Origin of the sequence: Protaetiibacter sp. SSC-01, assembly GCF_014483895.1 — a bacterium.
In the GTDB taxonomy this organism is placed as follows: domain Bacteria; phylum Actinomycetota; class Actinomycetes; order Actinomycetales; family Microbacteriaceae; genus Homoserinibacter.
The window spans coordinates 1,115,728-1,137,262 of the sequence record NZ_CP059987.1 but is presented as its reverse complement, the minus strand read 5'-3'; the positions used below and the strand labels follow the sequence as shown (position 1 = coordinate 1,137,262).

Annotated in this window: 24 protein-coding genes and 1 tRNA gene; 8 read left to right on the top strand and 17 right to left on the bottom strand. The window is 72.9% G+C overall.

What is annotated here, in order from left to right:
• Positions 1–1,428, bottom strand: a complete 1,428-nt coding sequence (locus H4J02_RS05395; RefSeq protein ID WP_187676064.1) for an OmpL47-type beta-barrel domain-containing protein — start codon at positions 1,426–1,428, stop codon at positions 1–3.
• Positions 1,429–1,526: 98 nt separating this feature from the next.
• Positions 1,527–2,636, bottom strand: a complete 1,110-nt coding sequence (prfB, locus tag H4J02_RS05390; protein WP_187676063.1) for a peptide chain release factor 2 — start codon at positions 2,634–2,636, stop codon at positions 1,527–1,529.
• A 103-nt stretch (positions 2,637–2,739) separates the two neighbouring features.
• On the opposite strand from prfB, the gene H4J02_RS05385 reads away from it, so the two are divergent.
• A complete protein-coding gene (locus H4J02_RS05385; RefSeq protein ID WP_187676062.1) occupies positions 2,740–4,356 on the top strand; it encodes a hypothetical protein in 1,617 nt (538 codons plus the stop codon).
• A 52-nt stretch (positions 4,357–4,408) separates the two neighbouring features.
• A complete protein-coding gene (locus H4J02_RS05380) occupies positions 4,409–5,698 on the top strand; it encodes an MFS transporter (RefSeq protein WP_316250706.1) in 1,290 nt (429 codons plus the stop codon).
• On the opposite strand, the gene H4J02_RS05375 is transcribed toward H4J02_RS05380, so the two are convergent.
• The 9 genes from H4J02_RS05375 to H4J02_RS05335 form a co-directional block, all read right to left on the bottom strand.
• Positions 5,691–6,248: a hypothetical protein gene (locus H4J02_RS05375; protein ID WP_187676061.1), complete on the bottom strand. Its 558-nt coding sequence runs from the start codon at positions 6,246–6,248 to the stop codon at positions 5,691–5,693. The two genes, H4J02_RS05380 and H4J02_RS05375, sit on opposite strands and share 8 nt — an antisense overlap.
• Positions 6,249–6,339: 91 nt before the next feature.
• The gene (locus tag H4J02_RS05370) at positions 6,340–6,729 is read right to left on the bottom strand and encodes a hypothetical protein (RefSeq protein ID WP_187676060.1); all 390 of its coding nucleotides are present in this window, start codon (positions 6,727–6,729) and stop codon (positions 6,340–6,342) included.
• A gap of 165 nt (positions 6,730–6,894) precedes the next feature.
• Positions 6,895–7,332, bottom strand: coding sequence for a pilus assembly protein TadG-related protein (locus tag H4J02_RS05365; RefSeq protein WP_187676059.1), 438 nt, complete (start codon positions 7,330–7,332; stop codon positions 6,895–6,897).
• A gap of 5 nt (positions 7,333–7,337) precedes the next feature.
• Positions 7,338–7,808, bottom strand: a complete 471-nt coding sequence (locus H4J02_RS05360; RefSeq protein ID WP_187676058.1) for a hypothetical protein — start codon at positions 7,806–7,808, stop codon at positions 7,338–7,340.
• The gene (locus H4J02_RS05355) at positions 7,783–8,169 is read right to left on the bottom strand and encodes a TadE/TadG family type IV pilus assembly protein (protein WP_187676057.1); all 387 of its coding nucleotides are present in this window, start codon (positions 8,167–8,169) and stop codon (positions 7,783–7,785) included. Before H4J02_RS05355 ends, H4J02_RS05360 begins: the two co-directional genes overlap by 26 nt.
• 7 nt (positions 8,170–8,176) lie before the next feature.
• Entirely contained in the window at positions 8,177–8,341 is a 165-nt protein-coding gene (locus tag H4J02_RS05350) for a hypothetical protein (protein WP_187676056.1), read from the bottom strand.
• A 67-nt stretch (positions 8,342–8,408) separates the two neighbouring features.
• Positions 8,409–9,347 (bottom strand): type II secretion system F family protein, encoded by a 939-nt coding sequence (locus tag H4J02_RS05345; RefSeq protein WP_187676055.1) that lies wholly within the window; start codon positions 9,345–9,347, stop codon positions 8,409–8,411.
• Complete coding sequence (locus H4J02_RS05340) at positions 9,344–10,216, bottom strand: type II secretion system F family protein (RefSeq protein ID WP_316250705.1); 873 nt, start codon at positions 10,214–10,216, stop codon at positions 9,344–9,346. The genes H4J02_RS05345 and H4J02_RS05340 overlap by 4 nt, the downstream gene beginning before the upstream one ends.
• On the bottom strand, positions 10,213–11,469 hold the full coding sequence (locus H4J02_RS05335) for a CpaF family protein (protein WP_262406235.1): 1,257 nt from the start codon (positions 11,467–11,469) through the stop codon (positions 10,213–10,215). The genes H4J02_RS05340 and H4J02_RS05335 overlap by 4 nt, the downstream gene beginning before the upstream one ends.
• Before the next feature lie 126 nt (positions 11,470–11,595).
• Here H4J02_RS05335 and H4J02_RS05330 point away from each other — a divergent pair, with 126 nt between their 5' ends.
• The 4 genes from H4J02_RS05330 (at position 11,596) to H4J02_RS05315 (ending at position 14,508) form a co-directional block, all read left to right on the top strand.
• Positions 11,596–11,889, top strand: coding sequence for a peptide methionine sulfoxide reductase (locus H4J02_RS05330; RefSeq protein ID WP_187676053.1), 294 nt, complete (start codon positions 11,596–11,598; stop codon positions 11,887–11,889).
• Between the two features lie 12 nt (positions 11,890–11,901).
• Positions 11,902–11,982 (top strand) — tRNA-Leu (locus H4J02_RS05325).
• Positions 11,983–12,058: 76 nt separating this feature from the next.
• Complete coding sequence (locus H4J02_RS05320; protein ID WP_187676052.1) at positions 12,059–13,636, top strand: hypothetical protein; 1,578 nt, start codon at positions 12,059–12,061, stop codon at positions 13,634–13,636.
• Between the two features lie 104 nt (positions 13,637–13,740).
• Positions 13,741–14,508, top strand: a complete 768-nt coding sequence (locus H4J02_RS05315; protein ID WP_262406234.1) for a DedA family protein — start codon at positions 13,741–13,743, stop codon at positions 14,506–14,508.
• Between the two features lie 23 nt (positions 14,509–14,531).
• Here H4J02_RS05315 and H4J02_RS05310 read toward each other — a convergent pair whose 3' ends face one another.
• The 4 genes from H4J02_RS05310 to rdgB form a co-directional block, all read right to left on the bottom strand.
• Complete coding sequence (locus H4J02_RS05310; protein ID WP_397420153.1) at positions 14,532–15,707, bottom strand: Nramp family divalent metal transporter; 1,176 nt, start codon at positions 15,705–15,707, stop codon at positions 14,532–14,534.
• A gap of 60 nt (positions 15,708–15,767) precedes the next feature.
• Positions 15,768–16,382: a metal-dependent transcriptional regulator gene (locus H4J02_RS05305; protein ID WP_187676439.1), complete on the bottom strand. Its 615-nt coding sequence runs from the start codon at positions 16,380–16,382 to the stop codon at positions 15,768–15,770.
• The gene (locus tag H4J02_RS05300) at positions 16,375–17,298 is read right to left on the bottom strand and encodes a cation diffusion facilitator family transporter (RefSeq protein WP_187676050.1); all 924 of its coding nucleotides are present in this window, start codon (positions 17,296–17,298) and stop codon (positions 16,375–16,377) included. Before H4J02_RS05300 ends, H4J02_RS05305 begins: the two co-directional genes overlap by 8 nt.
• Positions 17,299–17,438: 140 nt before the next feature.
• Positions 17,439–18,017 carry an RdgB/HAM1 family non-canonical purine NTP pyrophosphatase gene (rdgB, locus tag H4J02_RS05295; RefSeq protein ID WP_187676049.1) on the bottom strand — a complete coding sequence of 193 codons (579 nt, stop codon included), beginning with the start codon at positions 18,015–18,017 and terminating at the stop codon, positions 17,439–17,441.
• Between the two features lie 162 nt (positions 18,018–18,179).
• On the opposite strand from rdgB, the gene H4J02_RS05290 reads away from it, so the two are divergent.
• Positions 18,180–18,809 carry a hypothetical protein gene (locus H4J02_RS05290; protein ID WP_187676048.1) on the top strand — a complete coding sequence of 210 codons (630 nt, stop codon included), beginning with the start codon at positions 18,180–18,182 and terminating at the stop codon, positions 18,807–18,809.
• On the opposite strand, the gene rph is transcribed toward H4J02_RS05290, so the two are convergent.
• Positions 18,806–19,537, bottom strand: coding sequence for a ribonuclease PH (gene rph, locus H4J02_RS05285; protein ID WP_187676047.1), 732 nt, complete (start codon positions 19,535–19,537; stop codon positions 18,806–18,808). The genes H4J02_RS05290 and rph overlap by 4 nt on opposite strands.
• 39 nt (positions 19,538–19,576) lie before the next feature.
• On the bottom strand, positions 19,577–20,467 hold the full coding sequence (murI, locus tag H4J02_RS05280; protein ID WP_262406233.1) for a glutamate racemase: 891 nt from the start codon (positions 20,465–20,467) through the stop codon (positions 19,577–19,579).
• 410 nt (positions 20,468–20,877) lie between these two features.
• Here murI and H4J02_RS05275 point away from each other — a divergent pair, with 410 nt between their 5' ends.
• Entirely contained in the window at positions 20,878–21,411 is a 534-nt protein-coding gene (locus H4J02_RS05275) for a hypothetical protein (RefSeq protein WP_187676045.1), read from the top strand.
• Positions 21,412–21,535: the final 124 nt, after the last annotated feature.

Sequence of the window (21,535 nt, the reverse complement as noted above, 5' to 3'; positions counted from 1 at the left end):
TCAGCTCGTGGCGATCCGCCGGAGTCCGAGGGCCGCGACGCCGGCGCCCATGAGCAGGCCGCCGAGCATCACGAGCCCCGCGAGGCCGCCGGGGTCGGCACCCGTCGCGGCGAGCTCGCCGGTCTGGCCGCCCGCCTGGCCGCCCGTCTGGCCGCGGGTCTGGCCGCCCGCCTGGCCGCCCGCCGTGGCCCCGCCCCCGGCCGGTGCGGCGACGACACGGTAGTCGTAGGCGAGCTCGGTGCGGTGGCCCGCGACGTCGACCGCGTAGAGGGTGAGGCTGTGGTCGCCGAGGGCGCCCGTCGGCACGACGCCCGAGGGCGACTCGAGGATGCCGCACTCAGCGACGCCCGAGGTGACGTCGTCGCAGACGGCGCGGATCGTGGCGACCTCGCCCTGGCGGTAGCTCGGGGTCGCCGGCGCGGCGAGCTCGGGGAGCGCCCCGCCCACGGCGACGGTCGGGGCGACGGTGTCGAGCTGCACGCGGTGACGCCCGTCCGAGCGGTTGCCGTGCACGTCGTACGCCCAGAAGGAGATGTCGGTGACGCCGTCGAAGTCGAGCGTGAAGACCGCGTCCTCCTCCTCCCGCGTGACGTCGCCGTTCATCGAGACCGCGCCATCCGTCCACCAGTGTCGAGACGCGATGCCGGATGCGTCGCTCGCGACGATCCCGATGCCGAGGGGCATCGTGTGCCAGCCGTTCGCGGGCGTCGGGGCGATCGCGAGCGACACCTCGGGCGCCGTGAGGTCGGGGGCGACGAGGTAGCGGTGGGTCGTGGTCGTGGTGAAGCCCGCCGCATCCGTCGCCGTGACGTCGATCGTGTGCTCGCCGAGCTCGTCGGTCGGCAGCGGGGTGCCCGCCGCGATCGGCGCGGAGCACGAGACGACGTACGAGGCGGCGTCGGCGCACAGGTACTGGAACAGCACGGCGGCTCCCCGCTCGACGAGCGTCGGCGCGACGACCTCGACGGTCGGGGCGCTGCGGTCGATGCGGAAGACCGAGTCGTGCGGCTCCTCGACGTTGCCCGCCGCATCCGTCGCCCACACGGTGAGGGTCGTCGTGCCCTCGTCGACGAGCGCGATGCTCACGTCGTCACGCGCGACCGTGACGGGTGCGCCGCCGTTGATCGCGTAGCTGATCGACGCGACGCCCGCGCCCGCGTCGGAGGCGGTGATGCGCGCGGGCACCGATGCGCTCGTGTACCAGCCGGAGGCCGGCGGCGTGCCGCGGTGCACGGTCGAGATGGGTGCGGTCGTGTCGTCGCCGGGGTCGGCGGATGCCGCGATCGGGGCGAGCACGGCGCTCGCGACCAGGCCGGATGCGGCCAGCCCGGATGCGAGGGCCGCGACGGGGGTGCGCCGCGTCCGGCGGCGCGCGGTGGTGGTGGGGGCGGGGGTGGTGCGCGCGGGGGTGGTGGTGGGATTCGTCATGCCCCCGACGCTAGGAACGGGGTGCGTCCCGTCGGCAGGGAGCCCGGTCCCTCATCCGTCCCGCGTCTCGGGACGTCGGCGGAGGCAGCCGTCCCGGGTCAGTCCTCGTCGTGCGACGACTTGCGCCAGCGGATGCCGGCCGCGATGAAGCCGTCGAGGTCGCCGTCGAAGACGGTCGCCGGGTTGCCCGACTCGAAGCCCGTGCGGAGGTCCTTCACGAGCTGCTGCCCGTAGAGGAAGTAGGAGCGCATCTGGTCGCCCCAGCTCGCGGTGATGACGCCCGCGAGCTCCTTCTTCTTGGCGGCCTCCTTCTCCTTCTCGAGCAGCAGCAGTCGCGTCTGCAGAACGCGCATGGCGGCCGCGCGGTTCTGGATCTGCGACTTCTCGTTCTGCATCGACACGACGAGGCCCGTCGGAAGGTGGGTGATGCGCACGGCCGAGTCGGTCGTGTTGACGCTCTGGCCGCCGGGGCCCGAGGAGCGGAACACGTCGACGCGGATGTCGCTCTCGGGGATGTCGACCTCCTGCGCCTCCTCCATGACGGGGATGACCTCGACGGCCGCGAAGCTCGTCTGGCGCTTGTCGGCAGATCCGAAGGGGCTGATGCGGGCGAGGCGGTGCGTGCCCGCCTCGACCGAGAGGGTGCCGTAGGCGTAGGGAGCGTCGACCTCGAAGGTGGCCGACTTGATGCCCGCGCCCTCGGCGTAGGAGGTGTCCATGACCTTGACGGGGTAGCCGTGGCGCTCCGCCCAGCGCAGGTACATGCGCATGAGCATCTCGGCGAAGTCGGTGGCGTCGTCGCCGCCGGCGCCCGAGCGGATGGTGACGACGGCCGAGCGGGCGTCGTACTCGCCGTCGAGGAGCGTTTGCACCTCGAGGTCGGCGACGGTCTTCTTGAGCGACTCGAACTCGGCCTCCGCCTCGGCCGCCGTGTCGGCGTCGTCCATCTCGCGCGCCATCTCGACGAGCACGTCGAGGTCGTCGAGGCGGCGCTGCACCGCGGTCACGCGGGCGAGCTCGGACTGGCGGTGGCTGAGAGAGCTCGTGACCTTCTGCGCGGCCTCGGGGTCGTCCCACAGGTCGGGCGCGCCCGCCTTCTCGGAGAGCTCGGCGATCTCCTTCTCGAGTCGCTCCACCCCCACGACTGCGCGGATGTCGTCGAAGGTGCTGCGGAGGGCGGCGAGCTGGCCGGGGAGATCATCGAGCATGGCCCACCCAGCCTAGCGATGCGCGGCCGTGCGGACGCTGACGATGATTTCGAGGACACGCGTCTCTGGGTTCCGGGACGGCGGGCTCGCGAGGCTCTCGGGCATGCGCCCGACCCGAGCGGCCTCCACCGCATCCGTCGTCCTCTCCCTCTGCCTCGTCGCGTCGCTCGCGGCGTGCACTCCGGGTTCCCCCGCGCCCGAGCCGGACGGCGAGCCGTGGCCGTCGACCGACGGCATCGTGCTCGCCGAGGTGCTCGGCGTCGACCCCGGGCCCGACCACGAGCTGCTCGAGCAGACGCTCGGCGAGCGGATCGCGGATGCCGTGGTGCGCGCCGAGGACGCCGCAGCAGGCGCCGACCGTGAGCTGCGCGCGGCGGTCTTCGACGAGCCGACGGCCGCGAAGGCCCCCGCGCCGGGCGCCGCGCCGGCCATTGCGGTGCAGTCGAGCGCCCTCGGACGCGCCGGCGTGCCCGGCCTCGACCGGCCGATCGTGACGCAGAGCCAGGAGGTGTCGGACCGCGAGATCGGCGGGAGGCCCGCGACGCGCACGACCACCGCATCCGGGCGCATCGAGCAGCAGGTCGAGACGACGACGCTCGGCACCGTCGAGACGGTCGGCGACCCCGCGACCGACGGCGCGCGCGAGAGCGTCGAGGCCACGACGCGCAAGACCGTGTGCGAGAAGGGCGCCGAGGTCTCGGGCGAGTTCGAGGTCGATCGCGTGCAGACGGTCACGAGGAACGGCGAGACGACGGAGATCCGGATGCGGTTCGAGGGCCGCTTCGAGCGTCGGCCCGACGGCACGGTCGACCTGCGGGGCGTGCGCGCGACGCTCGACTCCTCGACGGGGAGCGGCGGCACGACGACGGCACGACGGCACATCGAGGTCGCGGTCGAGGTGAACGCGTGGGACCCCGAGCAGTCGATCACCGAGACGCGCGGCGAGTTCCGCGCCGTCGAGCTGCCGGAGGGGATGGATGCGGACGAGGCGGTCGCCGCGGCCGTGCTCGCCTTCAGCGCCTACGAGGACGTCGTCGAGGGCGCGGTCGAGCGCGCCCAGAAGCTGCGCGAGGAGGGCGGGCTGTGCGTGCGCATCCAGGTCGACACGCACGGCGTGCACGAGCTCGCGGAGGGCGACACCACGCCGTTCGACGCGTGGGTCGTCGAGGTCGCGACGGGCGAGGTGATCGCGGATGCGCCGCTCGAGGCGGGCGGCATGTCGAGCAGGATCACGCCCGACTCGGGCGTCGGCCGCACGACGTTCGACTTCACGGCGCGCGGCAAGCCGTCGTACCTGGGCATCCTCACGACCACGACGCCCCTCGGCGGGCACAGCGCCCTGCTGCAGTTCAACGCGCCCGGCTGGCGGTTCGAGGGCGTCTCGTACGACTACATCGTCGACACCGTGCTCGGCCCCGTCGGCACGAGCTCGGTGTGGAGCGGTCGTGTGTGCGGGGTGTTCAACGACGAGTGGGAGGTGACGGTGCTCGTGACGAGCCCCGTCGCGAGTCACGGCTTCACGCTGCCCATGACGCCCGCGCGGCTCGACTCGCCCCCGGGCGGCGAACGCGCCATCCTGCTCTACGAGGAGGTCGAGGAGCCCGCGCCGGGCGAGCCGCCGTTCCGCCTCTGGACCGACGAGGTCAACTCGGAGCGCTCCCCCACCCACAGCCGCGTCGAGATCCACCCCGAGCCGCTCGACGAGGTGTGCCTCACGTAAGCGCGTGCCGGGAGCGGCGCCGTCGCGGTGTTCACCGCGACAGGGGCGTAACGTGGAATCGCCCATGACGGATGCCGCTCCCCCAGATCGCTTCCCGTGGCGGCAGGTCGTCGTCGCGGCGTTCCTGCCCACCATCCTCTTCTCGATCGGCGAGGGCGCCATCCTGCCGATCATCCCCGTCGTCGCGCACGACCTCGGGGCGGGGCTCTCGGGTGCGGGTCTCATCGCGGCGATGATCGTGATCGGCGAGCTGCTCGGCGACCTCCCCGCGGGCGCGCTCGTCGCGCGCATCGGCGAGCGCACGGCGATGATCGGCGCATCCGTGCTGTCGATCGCCGGTGTCGCGATCGCCTTCGCCGCGCCGAACCCGTGGGTGCTGGGCATCGGCATCCTCGTGATCGGCGTCGCGACGGCCGCGTTCGGCCTCGCGCGGCACGCGTTCATGACGAGCTTCGTGCCGCCCGTCTACCGCGCCCGCGCCCTCTCGACGCTCGGCGGAACGTTCCGCCTCGGCTATCTCATCGGCCCCTTCGCGACCGCGGGTGTCATCCAGGCGACCGGCATCGCGGCGAACGCGTTCTGGATCCACCTCGCCGCGTGCGTCGCCGCGATCATCGTGCTGCTCGTGCTTCACGACCCGGCGGATGTCGTCACGACCCGCCCGGGACCCGCGGCTCGCGAGGCAGCCGGCGAGCAGAAGGGCCTGTTCCGCACGATCGCCGACAACCGCCGTGTGCTCGGCACGCTGGGCCTCGGCGCCGCGCTCGTGGCGGCGCTGCGCGCGAGCCGCAACGTCATCCTGCCGCTGTGGGCGCTCTCGATCGGCGTCGACGAGGTGACGACCGCGATCATCATCGGCGCCGCGGCGGGCCTCGACGTCGCGCTCTTCTATGCGGGCGGCTGGATCATGGACCGCTTCGGGCGCCTGTGGACGGCCGTGCCGTCGATGATCGGCCTCGGGGTCTCGCACCTGCTGCTCGCGTTCACGCACGACGTGCCCGGCGCGGTCGTGTGGTTCGCGGTCGTCGCGGGCCTGCTGTCGCTCTCGAACGGGATCGGCGCGGGCATCCTCATGACGCTCGGGGCCGACCTCGCCGACCCCGCGCATCCGGGTCCCTTCCTCGGCGCGTGGCGGTTCACGGCGGATGCTGGCGCAGCCGTCGCGCCCGTGCTCATCGCCGCGCTGACGGCCGCCGCGTCGCTGCCCGTCGCCGCCGCCGTCATGGGCGCGCTCGGCCTCGCGGGCGCGCTCGACCTGCGCGTGTTCGTGCCGCGCTACGCGGGCGGCCGCGTCGAGCGAGCGGCGCGCGGGGCGGCTGAGCCCGGCCGAGCCGCTAGCTGAACAGCAGGATGTCCTCGAAGCCGACGAGCACCGAGGTGATGTACTCGCCCTCGACGCCGAAGATGACCACGAGGTCGTCGGACGACGCCTTCATCGCGATGACGTCGGCGGGCACGTAGTCGGCGTAGTACGGGCTCACCCGCACCTGGTCGAGGTACGCCGGGTCGACGTCGGTGCTCCACCCGCTCGATCCGGCCGTGTACGACAGCAGCTCCGAGAGCGCGTCGACGGGGGTGAGCGGCCCGCAGCACTCCGACGACGCGAGGATGTAGGTCACCGGGTCGGCCAGGTGCGGCCCGATCGCGGCGGGCTCGCCCGTCTCGACGCCCTCGACGATCGCAGCACGCTCCGACGCGTCGAGCACGGGCTCCTCGGGCGTCGGCGTGGGCGTCGGCGTCTCCGTCTCGGCCTCGTCGGGCGTCGCGGATGCCGTGGGCGTCGCCGTCGGCTCGGCCTCGGTCGGCGCGCACCCGGCGAGGGCGACGAGCAGCAGGAGCGCCGCGGCGGCTGCTGCGGTGGTGGCGGTGGTGGTGCGGGGCGAGGTCTTCATGGCGGTCCCTTTCGGGGCTCGAGGGGGGGATGACACGCTCTCTCGACGCAGCCTCGCCGCTCGGCCGCGCGGTGGTCAAGGCACGATCAGGTCACGCCTCGGCGGCGAACGGCCACTCCCCCGTGTGCTCACCCGGCTCGAGCGGCCGCAGCTCGGCTGGCATGGGCCATGCGAGCTCATGCGACTCGAGCGGCACGTCGATCGCCCCGAAGTCGTCGCGCTTCACCCGGATGCGGTCGGTCGACATCTCGAGGATCCGCACGCGCAGCGGCGCGCGCCCCGGCCGTTCGAGCACGTACGCGTCGGCGAGGTACCCGATCCCGAGCCCGTCGAGCAGCTCCTCCGCCGCGAGCCAGTCGAGCACGCCCGCGCGATCCCGCCCGAGCAGGTCGACCGGCACGAACCCGTCCCCCTCGGGCCGCATCCACCCGACCAGCTCCCCGTCGGCTCGCCGGTGCTCGATCCACGCGCTCACGTCCACGCAGTCACCGTAGGCCGGTTTCGCCAAACGCTGCAGCCCTTGGCTCGCCGCGCCAGGGATGTCTGGCGCGCTCGGCCGAAGACTGGCGCCCTTTCGACCGAAGACGGGCGCGCTCGACCGAAGACGGGCGCGCTCGGCCGAAGACTGGCGCGCGGGCGGGTGACGTCAGCCGAAGACGGAGCGGGCGGTGGCCGTCGCCTCGACGCGGATGCCCTCGGGCACGAAGACCGTCACGACGGGCGGCCGCCAGTACGACGACATCGTGACCGTCGCGCTGAGCCCGTCGGCGGTGAACGCCCGCTCGACGCCGAGCCCGTGGAGATCGGGTGCCGGGTTGCCGGCGAGGTAGTCGTGGACAGCGGATGCGACCCCCGCGTCGTCGAGGAGGGGTCGCGGCCCGCCCGGTCCCACCTGCACCGACTCGAGTTCGAACGACTCGGCCCCGACGAGTGCCGCGCCGTCGGCGATCGTGAAGAGACGCTTCTTCTCGAGGTACAGCGACGTGGCGGCCGTCACGAGCAGCACGATGAGCAGTCCGAGAAAGGTGAAGAACGCCACGAGCGGCAGTGTCGACCCGTCGTCGGCGGCGAGCGCCGCCCGCATCCGCTTCACGGTCCCGCCCGGAAGCGCGAGACCTGCTCGGTCGCGACGGCGTGCACCGGCACGGCGAGGGCGACGTCGAGTCCGAGCACGGGCGGGGCGAACGGCAACGGCACGACGGCCGCGATCTCGACGGTGACGAAGCCCTGCCGTGCGAGGCAGTCCGACGGATCGGGGCGGCACGTCACCGCGACCTGCGCCTGCGCCGCGTCGACGCCGTAGTCGGCGAGGGTCACGCGGATGGCACGCTCGGCGGCCGCGCGCGCATCCGCCTCGGTGGGCGCCTGCACGAACACGCGGCTCGCCTGGCGCGCGGCGCCTTCGACGCCGAGCGACCCGGCCTGCACCGCCGACACGACGAGCACGAGGTAGACGAGCGGCACGAGCAGCATCACGCCCGCCGTGATGAACTCGAGCGACGCCGAACCCGAGTCGTCGCGCAGCTCGCGCACCTCACTCCAGCGTCTCGCGCGCCGCATGCCCCTCCACCTCCAGTGCGCGATCGGGGCCGAGCAGCCCGAGCAGCGGAAGCGTCGTGCGCACCGACACGATCACCGAGGGCACCCCCATCCACTCCCCCTCGCGCACGCTGACATCGCTCGCGTAGTCGGGGCCGATCGCGGTCGTGATGAGCTCGACGGTGCGCGGCACGGCATCCGCCGGCTCGTTGTCGGCGAGCGAGCCGTAGCGGGCGCCCTCGGCCGCGGCGTCGAGCGCGGTGTTGCGGATGTGGAGGGCGAGCGTCAGCTGCACGACGGCGAGCGCGAGGAAGGTCAGCAGCACCCCAACGAGCACGAACTCGACGGGCGCCGAGCCGCGGTCGTCGGCCAGCTGCGGCATCCGCACCTCAGATCCCGGAGACCTTGTCGATCGCGTTCTGAAAGATGTCGGCGAGCGCGGGGCCCGCGAGCGCCCAGATGAGGATGACGAGCGCAGCCGTCATGAGCGTGATGAGAACCCAGCCGGGGACGTCGCCCCGGTCGTCGGCGAGGCGGTGCAGGAGTCGGCGCATGCGGACAGTGTGGTGCGGGACGTGTGAGCGCCGCGGAAGTTGTCCACAGCCGCCCCGTGAGGTGGCGTCAGAGCCCGAGCTCGAGCACGAGCGTCGCCGGAAACAGGGCGAAGACGATCGTGACGGGCAGGATGAGGAACACGAGCGGCACGAGCATCGCGACCTCCTTGCGGCCTGCCGATTCGAGCAGCTGGCGCTTCGCGTCATCCCGCGAGTCCTGCGACTGCGCGCGCAGCACCTCGACGAGCGGGCTGCCGCGGTCGAGCGCCGTGGTGAGCTGCTCGACGGTGCGACTGAGCGCGGGGAGCTCGAGGGATGCGGCGCAGCGCTGCAGCGCCTCGGTGAGCGGTACGCCGACCTCGACGTCGGCCATCGCGTGACCGAGCTCGCGCGCAAGGTCGCCCGAGCCGATGCGGGCCACGCGGCGCAGCGCGTCGCGCACGGTCTCACCCGCCGACAGCGCGAGGCTGAGGAACTCAAGCACGGTCGGCAGCTCGTCGGCGATCCGCGCGAGGCGCGCCTGCGCACGGCGAGCGAGCAGCTGCTCGGGAAGCAGGAGGCCGGATGCCGCGGCCACGGCGACGAGGACCACCGGCACGACGGGCGACACCGCCGTCGAACGCGATGCGAGCATGGCGACGACGACACCCGCGGCGGCCCCTCCCGCCGCCCACAGCAGCTGCCGCGCACGGAAGGCGCTGACCGTCGCGCCGGACCCGGCCTGTCGGAGGCGGCGCGCGACCGTCGCATCCCCACCGAGCAGTGCGGCGACACCGCGGGTCAGCCGCTGGATGGTGGGCGCGACGAGCTCGGCGAGCACCGTGGCGGGTTCGCCGCCGCGGCGCGACCGCAACTCGCGCGCATCCGCGGAGACGTCGAGCACGTACGGCGCGACCCGGTCGGCGAGTCGACCCGCGCCCATGCGAGGCAGCAGGGCGACGAGCGTCCAGAGTCCGAGCCCGAGCACGACGCCGAGCGCGACGGCTGCCGCGAGCGTGGGGCTCATGCGAACCACCGCCGTTCCTCGGGAAGACGGCCGATCGCCACCATGACGCGATAGGCGACGACGGTGACCACGAGCCCGACGGCGAGCACGGCGAACCCCGCGGGCGAGTTGTAGGCGCGCACGGCCTCGGGGCGCGCCGCGAGCAGCAGCAGCACGACCCACGGTGCGGCGACGCCGAGTCGGGCGGCGCTCACGACCCAGCTCTGCCGCGCCTCGACCTCGGAGCGGATGGCGGCATCCGCTCGCAGGTGAGCCGCGAGCGCCCGCAGCACCCCGGGCAGTTCGGTGCCGCCGACCTCGCGTGCCACCCGCAACGTCTCGACGACGCGATCTGCGACGGGGTCGGCGAGCCGCTGCTTGAGGGCGTCGAGCGCGACGGCGAGCTGACCCGTGGCGGTGAGGTCGGCGGAGAAGGAAACGAACGACGGCCGCAACGGCGTCGGTCCGCTCTCGCCGAGCGCCGCGAGCGCGTCGGGGAGGGACTGCCCCGAACGCAGGCCCGCCACGAGGTGGTCGAGCGCGTCGGGCCACACCGCGCGCATCGCGCGGCGGCGCGCCCGCGCCCGCGCCGAGATCGCCGCGAACGGAAGCGCGGTCGCGGCGGCTCCCGCGGCGATCGCGAGCGCCACGACCGGCACGAACGCGAAGACGACGGCGGCGGCAGCGACCCCGATGAGCAGAGCCACCGCGACGACCGTCGGCACCGACACCCGACCGAACCCCGCCTGACGGATGCGCTCCCCCAGCCGGGCGATCGGCCCGCGCCGCGCCGCCAGCCGCCGCTCGACTGCCTTCGCCGGCCACAGCCACGGCGCCGCGACGAGCACGAGGCCGACGCCGAGCGCGAGACCGAGAGCGGCGGGCATCATGCGGCGGGCTCCGCATCCGTCGCCCGCGGCGTCTCGCGGAGGATCGCCGCGGGGTCGACGCCCGCGCGCTCGAAGCCCGCCATCCGCGGGGGCAGCTCACCCGTCGCGACGAGACCGCCGGACTCGCGCCGGAAGAGCACGACCGACTCGACGGCGCCCGCGATGACCCGGCCCGTGGGCGCGACGATCTCGACGATGCGGCGGCGTCCGTCACGCGCGAGCTCGGCATGCACGACGAGGTCGATCGCCGAGGCGACGGTTGGCGTCACGAACGACACGTCGATGTTGCGCCCCGCCAGCAGCGGCAGGGTGCAGAGCTTCGCGAGCGCGTCGCGGGCGCTGTTCGCGTGCAGCGAGCACATGCCCGGGATCCCGGAGTTGAGCGCGATGAGCAGGTCGAGTGCCTCCGCCTCGCGGACCTCGCCGACCACGAGACGGTCGGGGCGCATCCGCAGCGACTCCTTGATGAGTCGGCGCAGGCTGATCTCGCCCGTGCCCTCGAGGCTAGGCTGCCGGCACTGCATCGCGACGTGGTCCTCGGCGTCGAGGGCGAGCTCGAAGGTCTCCTCGACGGTCACGATGCGCTCGGCGGGGCGGCACGAGCCGAGGAGGGCGCCGAGCAGCGTCGTCTTGCCGCTGTGGGTGGCGCCCGTCACGAGGATGTTGTGGCCGGTGCGCACCGCGACGTGCAGGAAACCCGCCGCCTGGCTCGTGAGCGAACCGAGCGCGACGAGGTCGACGAGGCTGCGCATCCCCGTGCGGAAGCGGCGGATGTTGAGGGAGACGTGCCCGCGCGTCACGTCGGGGATGACGGCGTGGAGGCGCGAACCGTCGGGCAGGGATGCGTCGACGAACGGCGAGCTCAGGTCCACGCGGCGGCCCGTGCGGTGCAGCATCCGCTCGAGCAGTTCGCGCACCTCGGCGTCGGTGAGGGCGAGCGGCACGCGCTCGGAGACGCCGTCGCGGGCGATGAAGATGCGGTCGGGTGCGTTGATCCAGAGCTCCTCGACGGTCGGATCGTCGAGGTAGGGCTGCAGTGGGCCGAGGCCGGTGAGCGCATCGACGACCTGTCGCGCGATGCGCGCCTCGTCGTCGAGCAGCGGGACCGAGCCGCCGAGGGCGCGCTCGGCGTACCGCTGCACCTCGTCGCGCACGAGCCGCGCCGCGAGCTCGCGGTCGCCGTGCAGGTCGACCCCGTCGCGGCGCACGCGCTCGCGCACCTGCTCGGCGATGACCCCGACCGCGCTCGTCACCCGCACAGGATGCCGCGCCGCCCCGACCCGCCGCGCGCGTTGTCCACAGGTCGTCGGGAAGGCACGTGCGGCATCCGGCGTTGCATCGGGTGTCGTCGGAACCGGCCGCCGAGCGAGGAGCACCCCATGAGCGACGCGCAGCGCGACGACCTCGCGGCGCTCGTACATGCCATCCCCGAGGGCTGGACGCGGATGCGGCTCGACGGCGACGCGTGGGGCATCACGCGCACGACGCGCGCCGGGGGCGGGGTCGTGACGTTCGACGCGCAGCGGCTCGCCGACGGCGAGCTCCTCGGCGCGAACATCTGGCTCACCTCCCGCGGCGCCGCGCTGCGGCCGTGCGAGGTGCCCGCCGAGAGCGTGCTGCGCGTGCTGCGTGGGGCCGCGGATGCCGCCGCCACCCGGGAGGCCCGGCCGTAGACTGAACCGGCCGCGGGAGTGGTGGAACGGTAGACACGCAGGATTTAGGTTCCTGTGCCTCACGGCGTGCGGGTTCGAGCCCCGCCTCCCGCACGAAAGCCCGAACCGCCGCGCGATCGAGGACGACCGCCCCTCGCATCCGGGACACCGGGCCGCCGACCCTGGGATCATGCTCAGGTCCCGACGCCTGCACCGTACCGTGCTGCCCGCAATCGCCACCGTCGCCCTCCTCGCCGGGTGCGCGACCGCCCCCGCGGGCGACCCGTTCCCCGAGCCGCCGCGCGGCAGCGTCTTCGAGGTGCTCGGGCTCGACGCGGGCCCCGACGCGGATGCGCTCGAGGCGGCCTTCGAGGAGCGCATCGCGGCGCTCGCGGACGGCTCGGCCGCATTCGCCGAGCGGGTGGACGGCGAGCTCGCACGCGCCATCAGCGATGCCGGCATGAGCGGCACGGAACCCGCGGCATTCGCGATCACGCCCGTCGCCGCGACCGGGACCCCGGGGGTCGACCTGCCCGTCGTCACCGACCACAGCACGACGACGACCGGTACGGTGAGCGGCCGACCGACCGTGATCACCGACACGCGCACGAGCACCATCCGGGACCAGCGCGAGGTGTCGGTGCACGACCAGGTGGGCACGACGGGCGATCCCGACACGGGTCGCGGATCGATCGAGTCGATCAGGCGCACGAGCACCACGGTGCCGTGCGCGGCACCCGGCGAGCCGGCCGGCGAGTTCGAGGTCGTCGTGAGCCGGCGCATCCTCTCGGGCGGGGCGATGGTGAACGTCGACATCACGACGTCGGGTACCGTCGTGCCCGAGTCCGACGGCACGATCTCGCTGCGCGACGTGCGCGTCGACATGGGCGGCGGCGGCGAGGGCGCCGACGGCACGAGCGTCACGGGCATCGAGTTCACGGTCGACGCCGACCTCACCGGATGGGATGGGCGCGGCGACCTGAGCGACACGCGCGGCACATGGTCGGCCACCACCGGGCCCGGGGTCACGGAGAAGGACGCCATCACACTCGCCGGCGCGCAGCTCGACGCCTTCGCGGGCGCCGCCTCCGATGTCGCCGATCGCGCCGAGGAGCTGCGCGAGCGCCAGGGCCTGTGCGTGCGCATCGTCGTCGACACCCGCGGCGAGACGACGCTCGCCGACGGCGACGAGGCGCGCTTCGACGCGCGCGTCATCGACCCGAAGACGGGCGAGGAGATCCCGGATGCCGTGATCGAGGCCGCCACGAGCGACGGCTCCGTCTCCCCCGCCTCCGCGACCGGCCACGGCACGTTCACCTTCACGGCATCCGGCGACCCCGAGTACCGCGTGCACCTCAGCACCCGGACGCCGAAGGGCGGCCACCAGGCGACCGTGCGCTACGGTGCCCCGGGGTGGAAGTTCGAGGGCGTCACCTACGGCTACACGCTCGAGGGCAGCGGCATCGCGGTCGAGATCACGTGGACCGGCCGGGTGTGCGGCGACTTCCGCGGGCCGTGGCAGTTCGACTGGCAGCTGCGCAGCGCGCCCGCCTCGCCGAGCGCGACCGGCAGCTACGCCCCGACCGAGGCGAGCGCCGTGACGCGCGGCGACCGCGCCATTCTCGTCTACGAGGAGGTGCCGAACCCCGCCGACGGCGAGCCGCCCTTCCGCCTCTGGATCGACGACGAGAACCACGGCAAGATCCCCGTGCAGCAGCGCATCGAGGTCCACCCCGAGCCGCTCGAGGGGCCCTGCACCGAGAGCTGACCGGTTTCCGGGGGTGAACCCCCAGGTAGACCGCCCGTGCGAGCGGCTACGCTGAACCGAACCCCCGCCGATCGCTCAGCGACCGACGCACAGGAGACTCCCGCGTGCCCTTCACCACCGCCGTACTGACCTTCATCGCAGCACTCCCCGCCGCGCTCATCCCGTGGCTCGATCCCCGCGCCATCGTCGAGAGCGGCCCCTGGGCCCTGCTCATCGTGTGCCTCATCGTGTTCGCTGAGACGGGTCTGCTCGTCGGGTTCATCCTCCCCGGCGACACCCTGCTCATCATCACGGGCCTCGTGACGTTCGCCGGCACGATGACCGAGTCGGGCACCGGAATCCAGATCCCCATCTGGTGGGTGTGCCTCTCGATCGCGGTCGCCGCGTTCCTCGGCGGTGAAGTCGGCTACCTCATCGGCCACAAGGGCGGGCCGCGCATTTTCGAGCGCAAAGACAGCGGACTGTTCTCGAAGGAGAACGTCATCCGCACCAACAAGTTCTTCGAGCGCTGGGGCCCGATCGCGATCATCATCGCCCGCTTCGTGCCCATCGTGCGCACCTTCGCCCCTGTCGCCGCGGGCGTCGCGCACATGAACTACAAGCGCTACTCGCTCTACAACGCGGTCGGCGCGCTCATCTGGGGCGCGGGCCTCACCTTCGCAGGTTTCCTGCTCGGTTTCATCCCGCCCGTCGCCGCGTTCGTCACCGAGTACATCGACGTCATCCTGCTGTGCGCGATCGCGCTCGCCGTCATCCCGACGGTGTTCCACTACATCCAGGGCGTCATCAAGGCGCGCAAGGCCCGCCGCGAGGGCGAGAAGCCGCTCACCGACGCCGAGATCGTGCTCGACCCCGACCTGCTCGACGACTGAGGGTCGTCGGCCCGCAGCGCGGGTCAGGCCCCCGTCGCGAGCAGCACGAGCAGCGTCGCGTTGAGCGCGATGAGCGGAGCCGCGGAGACGGATGCCAGCACGGTCGTCCAGGCGCTGTTGCGCGCGTCGCCCATGAGCTCGCGTCGCGTCGTGAGCCACACGAGGGGCACGAGCGCGAACGGGATGCCGAACGACAGCACCACCTGGCTCAGCACGAGCGAGAGCGTCGGCGGCGCGCCCGCGACGAGCAGCCCGAGCGCCGGAAGCAGCGTCACGAGTCGGCGCACCATGAGCGGGATGCGCACGCGCAGCAGCCCCTGCATGATCTCGGCGCCCGCGTAGGCGCCCACCGACGTCGACGCGAGCCCGGATGCGAGCAGCCCGACGGCGAAGAGCGTCGCGACGACGGGGCCGAGGGCGGTGCCGATCGCCTCGTGCGCGCCTTCGAGGGTGTCGGTTCCCGCGACGCCCGGGAGGGTCGCCGCCGCGAGCAGCAGGATCACGAGGTTGACGGTTCCGGCGATCGCGAGGGCGATCGTCACGTCGACGCGGGTGGCCCGCAGCACGAGCCGCCGGCGCGGACCCTCCTCGACGCGGCCGAAGCGGTCGCGCGTCAGTGCGGAGTGCGCGTAGATCGCGTGCGGCATGACCGTCGCGCCGAGGATCGATGCGGCCAGCAGCACCGAGCCGGCATCCGTGAAGCGCGGCACGAGACCCCCAACGGCCTCGGCGCCGTCGACGGGCGCGACGACGAGCCCCGCGCAGAACCCGATCGCGATGATCGCGACGAGCCCCACCACGACGCGCTCGAAGATCTGCGGACCGCGTCGGCTGTGCAGCACGAGCAGCGCCATCGACACCGAGCCCGTGATGACGCCGCCGAGCAGCAGCGGCAGGTCGAAGAGCAGGTTGAGCGCGATCGCGCCGCCGATCACCTCGGCGATGTCGGTCGCCATCGCCACGAGCTCGGCCTGCAGCCAGTAGGCGTAGCGGCCCGGGCGGCTGCGGATGCGCTTCCCGAGCAGGGCGGGAAGGCTGCTGCCCGTCGCGACGCCGAGCTTCGCGGAGAGGTACTGGATGAGCCACGCCATCGCGTTCGCGAGCACGACGACCCACACGAGCAGGTAGCCGTACTCGGCGCCCGCGCTCGCGTTGCTCGCGACGTTGCCCGGGTCGAGGTACGCGACGCCCGCGACCATCGCGGGACCCAGGAGAGGCCACAGCCCACTCCGACGTCGAGTTTTCGGCATACCGAAAACCTAGCGGATGACCTCAACCCATACGGAGTCCGCGGCGCCATCCGGCAGCTCGCCCACCTCGACGACGGTGTCGAGGCCGATCCGCTCGTCGCCGAGCCGGCGCAGCACCTCCGGGTCGCGGTCGCTGATGCGGGCCACGCGGCCGCGGGTGCCGGGCTCGAGCTGCGAGGCGAGCACGGCATCCGGTCTCCTCACGACGCCGTCGGCGTCGGGGATCGGGTCGCCGTGCGGGTCACGCACGGGGTGGCCGAGCTGGGCGTCGATCGCCGCGAGCAGTCGGTCGCTCAGCGCGTGCTCGAGCACCTCGGCCTCGTCGTGCACCTCGTCCCACGTGTAGCCGAAGCCCTCCACGAGCCACGTCTCCACGAGCCGGTGACGGCGCACCATGCGCAGCGCCTCGGCGCGGCCGGCGTCGGTGAGCGTGATCGCCCCGTACGGCGCGTGCGTCACGAGCCCCTGGCTCACGAGCTTCTTGATCATCTCGGTGACGCTCGACGGCACGAGCCCCAGACGCGCGGCGAGCTGCGAGCCCGTGATGGGGGTCTCCTGCCACTCGGTGTGGCTGTAAATGACCTTGAGGTAGTCCTCGATGGTCGACGACGCGGTTCTAGCGATGAGCGTGCTCCTCGTGCTCGTGATGCCCTGCGGGCTCGAGCTGGAAGGTCGAGTGGGCCACGTCGAAGTGCTCGGCGAGACACCCCCCGAGCTCGTCGAGCAGCGCGTGCGTGTCGCCGCGCTCGAACAGTTCGGGCTCGACGACGACGTGGGCCGTGAAGACGGGGGCACCGGAGGTGATGTTCCAGATGTGCACGTCGTGCACGGCCACGACCCCCGCGGCCCCACGCAGGTGGTCGCGGATCTGCGCGACGTCGCGGTCGTGCGGCGCCGACTCGGTCAGCACGCGCACGACGTCACGCAGCAGCACGAACGCGCGCGGCACGATGAGCGCGGCGATCGCGAGCGAGGCGATCGCATCCGCCTCGGCGAAGCCGGTCAGCAGGATGACGACCGCGGCGATGATCGCGGCGATCGAGCCGAGCATGTCGCCGAGCACCTCGAGCAGGGCTCCCCGCAGGTTGAGCGAACGACGGTCGCCCCCACGCAGCACCAGGTAGGCGACCACGTTCGCGGCGAGACCGACGGATGCCACGATGAGCATCGGGACCGCCTCGATGTGGGCCGTCGTCGGCTCGACGAGCCTGCGCACCGCCTCGAATCCGACGAGTGCCGCGACCACCACGAGGATGACGCCGTTGGCGAGCGCCGCGAGCACCTCCATGCGCTGGAAGCCGAAGGTGTGGCGGTCGGTCGCGGGGCGTGCGGCCATGACGGATGCGACGAGGGCGACCGCGAGCCCGATGCCGTCGCTCGACATATGGCCGGCGTCGCCGAGCAGCGCGAGCGATCCCGACGCGACGGCGCCGATCAGCTGCGCGATGAGAACGGATGCCGTGATCGCGAGCGCGATCGCGAGCCGCGTGCGGTTGCCTCCCGCCGCGGCCGCGTGCTCATGCGCGTGATCGTGCCCCACCCGTCCAGGCTAGGCCGCGCCGGGAGCCCGGGAGGCGCATCCGCTCTTCTCGGGAACGAGCACCGTTCTCAGTTGCCGCGCGCCCAGGTGGTCGAGGAGCGCCACGAAGCGACGCGTCTCGAGACCACCGCCTCGAGGCCCTACCCGTACAGCCGCCGAAGCTCCTCCACGAGGGCCCCGAACGCCCGCGACCGGTGGCTGATCGCGTTCTTCTCGTCGGCCGTGAGCTCCGCCGAGCTCGTCGCGACCCCCTCCGGCTTGAACACCGGGTCGTAGCCGAACCCGTGCTCCCCCGACGGCGCCTCGAGCACCTCGCCCGGCCACACCCCGCGCACGACGACCTCGCGGTCGCCGTCGACGAGCGCTGCGGCGCACACGAACTCGGCAGCGCGATCCGTCTCGCCCTTCAGGTTCTCGAGCAGGAGCGTGTAGTTGTCGACGTCGCTGCGCGTGCCCGCGTAGCGCGCGGAGTGGATGCCGGGGGCGCCGCCGAGGGCGCGCACCGAGATGCCGGAGTCGTCGGCGATCGCGGGGAGACCGGTGTGGGCGTTCGCGGCGCGCGCCTTGATGAGGGCGTTCGCCTCGAAGGTGTCGCCGTCCTCGACGGGTTCCGGGCCGTCGTAGCCGATGAGCTCGTGGGTGCCGAGGCGTTCGCCGAGGATGCGGCGCAGCTCCCCGACCTTGTGGGCGTTGTGGGTGGCGAGGACGAACGTGGTCACCCGTCGAGCCTAGAGGCGGCCGCGGATCGCACCGCTGAAACGTCTCCGAGCTCGTTCGGGGGGGTGGCCTCCGCTCGCGGGCGGACGTACCATCCGGGTACGGCACCGGCGGCGGTGACGCAGGAAGGCGGCGGCCCGACTCCGCGTGAGGGGGTCGAGGCTGTGCACGCTCAGGGCGGACCCGCGATCTGGTATCGGGAGCTCGGCTCCACGCCCGAGGGTCTGCGGGTCGCCGAGGCGTGGGAGGGCGAGGGCCGTCTCGAGGGCGCCTACGTCGACGACGAGCCGGGCGACGCGGCGCTCGTCTGGCGCAGCAGTTCGACGCCCGAGGGGCTGCTGCACGTCGGCATCCCGTTCGAGCGCGCGCCCGACGCGCCCGCCCTCTGGTACGTCGCGATCGACGAGCCGCGCGGGCTGCCGCCGGCGTGCGTGCTGGCCGCGTTCGCGAGCGGCGAGCTGCCCGAGGGCACGATCGTCGGCCCGCACGGCTTCGCGCAGCTCGGGGTCGCGGCGGATGCGCAGCTCGGCGAGGTGCGCTGGTTCCGAGACGGGCTCGTGCACCACATCCACGTCGTGCCAGAGTTCCGACGTCGCGACATCGGCACGAGCTTGCTGTGCGCGGCGGGCGCGTGGCAGCAGGCGAACCGCTGGCCCGGCTACCTGCACGTCGGCGAGGGGCTGCACACGCCCCTCGTGCGGCGGTTCCTCGCGACCTTCCGGCTCATGGGGCGGATGCCGCCCGCCGACGACGGCGCGGCTCGCGGAACCGAGGCACCCGGCGAAGCCGACTAGCCCGCGAGCGCCTCCGTCTGGATGCGAGCGAGCTCGGCGTTGCCCGCGAGCCCGAGGTCGAGCAGCACGTCGAGCTCGCGGCGGTCGAAGGGAGCCCCCTCAGCCGTGCCCTGCACCTCGACGAAGAGACCGCGGCCCGTGACGACGACGTTCATGTCGGTCTCGGCGCGCGAGTCCTCGACGTAGGCGAGGTCGAGCATGGGCACGCCGTCGATGATGCCGACCGACACCGCCGAGACGGTGTCGATGAGCGCACGCGAGTTCTTGCCGATGAAGCCCTTCGCGCGGCCCCACTCCACGGCATCCGCGAGCGCGACGTAGGCGCCCGTGATGGCGGCGGTGCGCGTGCCGCCGTCGGCCTGCAGCACGTCGCAGTCGATGACGATCGTGTTCTCGCCGAGCGCCTTCGTGTCGATGATGGCGCGCAGGCTGCGGCCCACGAGGCGCGAGATCTCGTGGGTGCGGCCGCCGACGCGGCCCTTCACCGACTCGCGGTCCATGCGCTCGTTCGTGGAGCGCGGCAGCATCGCGTACTCGGCGGTCACCCATCCGGTGCCCTTGCCGGTGAGCCAGCGCGGCACGCCGTTCGTGAAGCTCGCGGTGCACAGCACCTTCGTGTTGCCGAAGGAGATGAGGGCGCTGCCCTCGGCCTGGGCGCTCCAGCCCCGCTCGATGGTGACCGGGCGGAGTTGGTCGGGGGTGCGGCCGTCGGCGCGGGTCTCGGTCATGGGTGGATCTCCGATCGGGCGGATGCGGTGGGCTGGCGGTCAGGCGTCGGGCGCGAGCGCGCCCGCGGGAAGGTGGATGGCGCCCGTCGGGAAGTTCTCGACGTGGCGCACCTCGGGGCCGAGGAAGCGGGCCGCGAGGCTGCGGAAGGCGCGCTCGTCATCCCCCGTCGACTCGAAGCGGTGCCGGGGCGGGGTCGACGCGGTGCGCTCGATGCCGTGCGAGACGAGCGTGCGGTAGACGTCGGCCGCGGTCTCCTCGGCGCTCGACACGAGCCGCACGCCGGGGCCCATGACGTACTGGATGGCCGCCGACATGAGCGGGTAGTGGGTGCAGCCGAGCACGAGGGTGTCGACATCCGCCGCGATGAGGGGCGTGAGGTACTCCTGCGCGACCTGGAAGAGCTCGGGGCCGCTCGTGACGCCCGCCTCGACGAACTCGACGAAACGCGGGCACGCGCGGCTCACGAGCTCGAGCCCTTCGGCGGCGGCGAACGCGTCGTCGTAGGCGCGCGACTGGATCGTGCCAACGGTGCCGATCACCCCCACGCGGCCGTTGCGCGTCGCACGTACGGCAGCGCGCACGGCGGGCTGGATGACCTCGACGACCGGGATGCCGGCGCCGACCTCATAGCGTTCGCGTGCATCCCGCAGCACGGCCGACGACGCCGTGTTGCACGCGATCACGAGCGCCTTCACGCCCTCCGCGACGAGGTCGTCCATGACACCGAGCGCGAGCGCCCGCACCTCGGCGATCGGACGCGGACCGTACGGCCCGTTCGCCGTGTCGCCGACGTACAGGATCGCCTCGTTCGGCAGCTGGTCGAGGATCGCGCGGGCCACCGTGAGCCCGCCGACACCGGAGTCGAACACGCCGATCGGCGCGTCGGTGGGAACCCCCGCTGCTGCGCTCGACGGGTCGGATGCGGTCACGGTCTCCCAGCGTACCCGCGCCCGCCGTCGCCACCGGGCGCCGCCGCGTGCCCCACGAGGTGGTCGAGGAGCGCCCGCTCTTCCTGAGGTGGTCGAGGAGCGCCCGCTCCCACCAAGGCGGTCGAGGAGCGCCCGGCGAAGCCGGACGCGTCTCGAGACCACCGCCGACGCACCACCCCCACCCTCGCCCCCTAGCGGCGGGAGCAACATCCCCTTCGGCGGGAGCAACCGCACGCGGGGGCGGCGACGTAGGCCAGGCGGGAGTAGCTACTCCCGCCGCGTGCTGGCATCACCGCCCGCTGGCGCTGACCGCGCGCGCCATGCTCAGCGGCCCTCGCCGACACCTCGATCGACCAGCGCCTGTGGATACCCCTGCTGTGGACAAACCTGCGTGCCCTAACGTGTCGGGCATGCGCCGATCCCACCGTCTCGTCGCCCCCGCGATGCTCGCCGCGCTCTTGTTGAGCGGATGCGTCCCCTCCGATCCGACGCCGACTCCCCCACCCACGCCGGACGCGACTCCCGTCTTCGCGTCGGAGGAGGAGGCGCTGGCAGCGGCGGAAGAGGCATACGGCAAGTACCTCGAAACAGTCGCAGTGGTAATGGCCGATGGTGGCGCCAAGCCGGAGCGACTTCGGCCTCTCCTCACCGAGGAGCTATTCGAGCAAGAGTCCGCTGGTTATGAGGAGTTTGCGTCGAACGGTTGGCGGGGCGTTGGCTCTACGACGTTCACGATGCAACTCCAGCGCGCTGATCTCGCGGCTGGCGGTGTTGTCGCCTATGTATGTGACGACCGTTCTGGCCTGGACATCGTCGATGCGGAGGGGCGCTCCGTGGTCTTGGGCGACCGCCCTGATCTCGCGGCGTCCGTCGTTGAGTTTGTGTGGCACGATTCGCTGGTTCTTTCGTCACAAGAAGCCTGGGACGGGGGTGGGGTGTGCTAGCGGGAAGCCTGTCTATCGCCCTCTTGTCCATGGCGTTCGTTGGCGCCGTGGCGAGCGGCGAACCATGCACGCGTGTCGAGTTTGACGCGGGGCTTTGTGCGATCGGGTCGGGCATCGAGCGCAA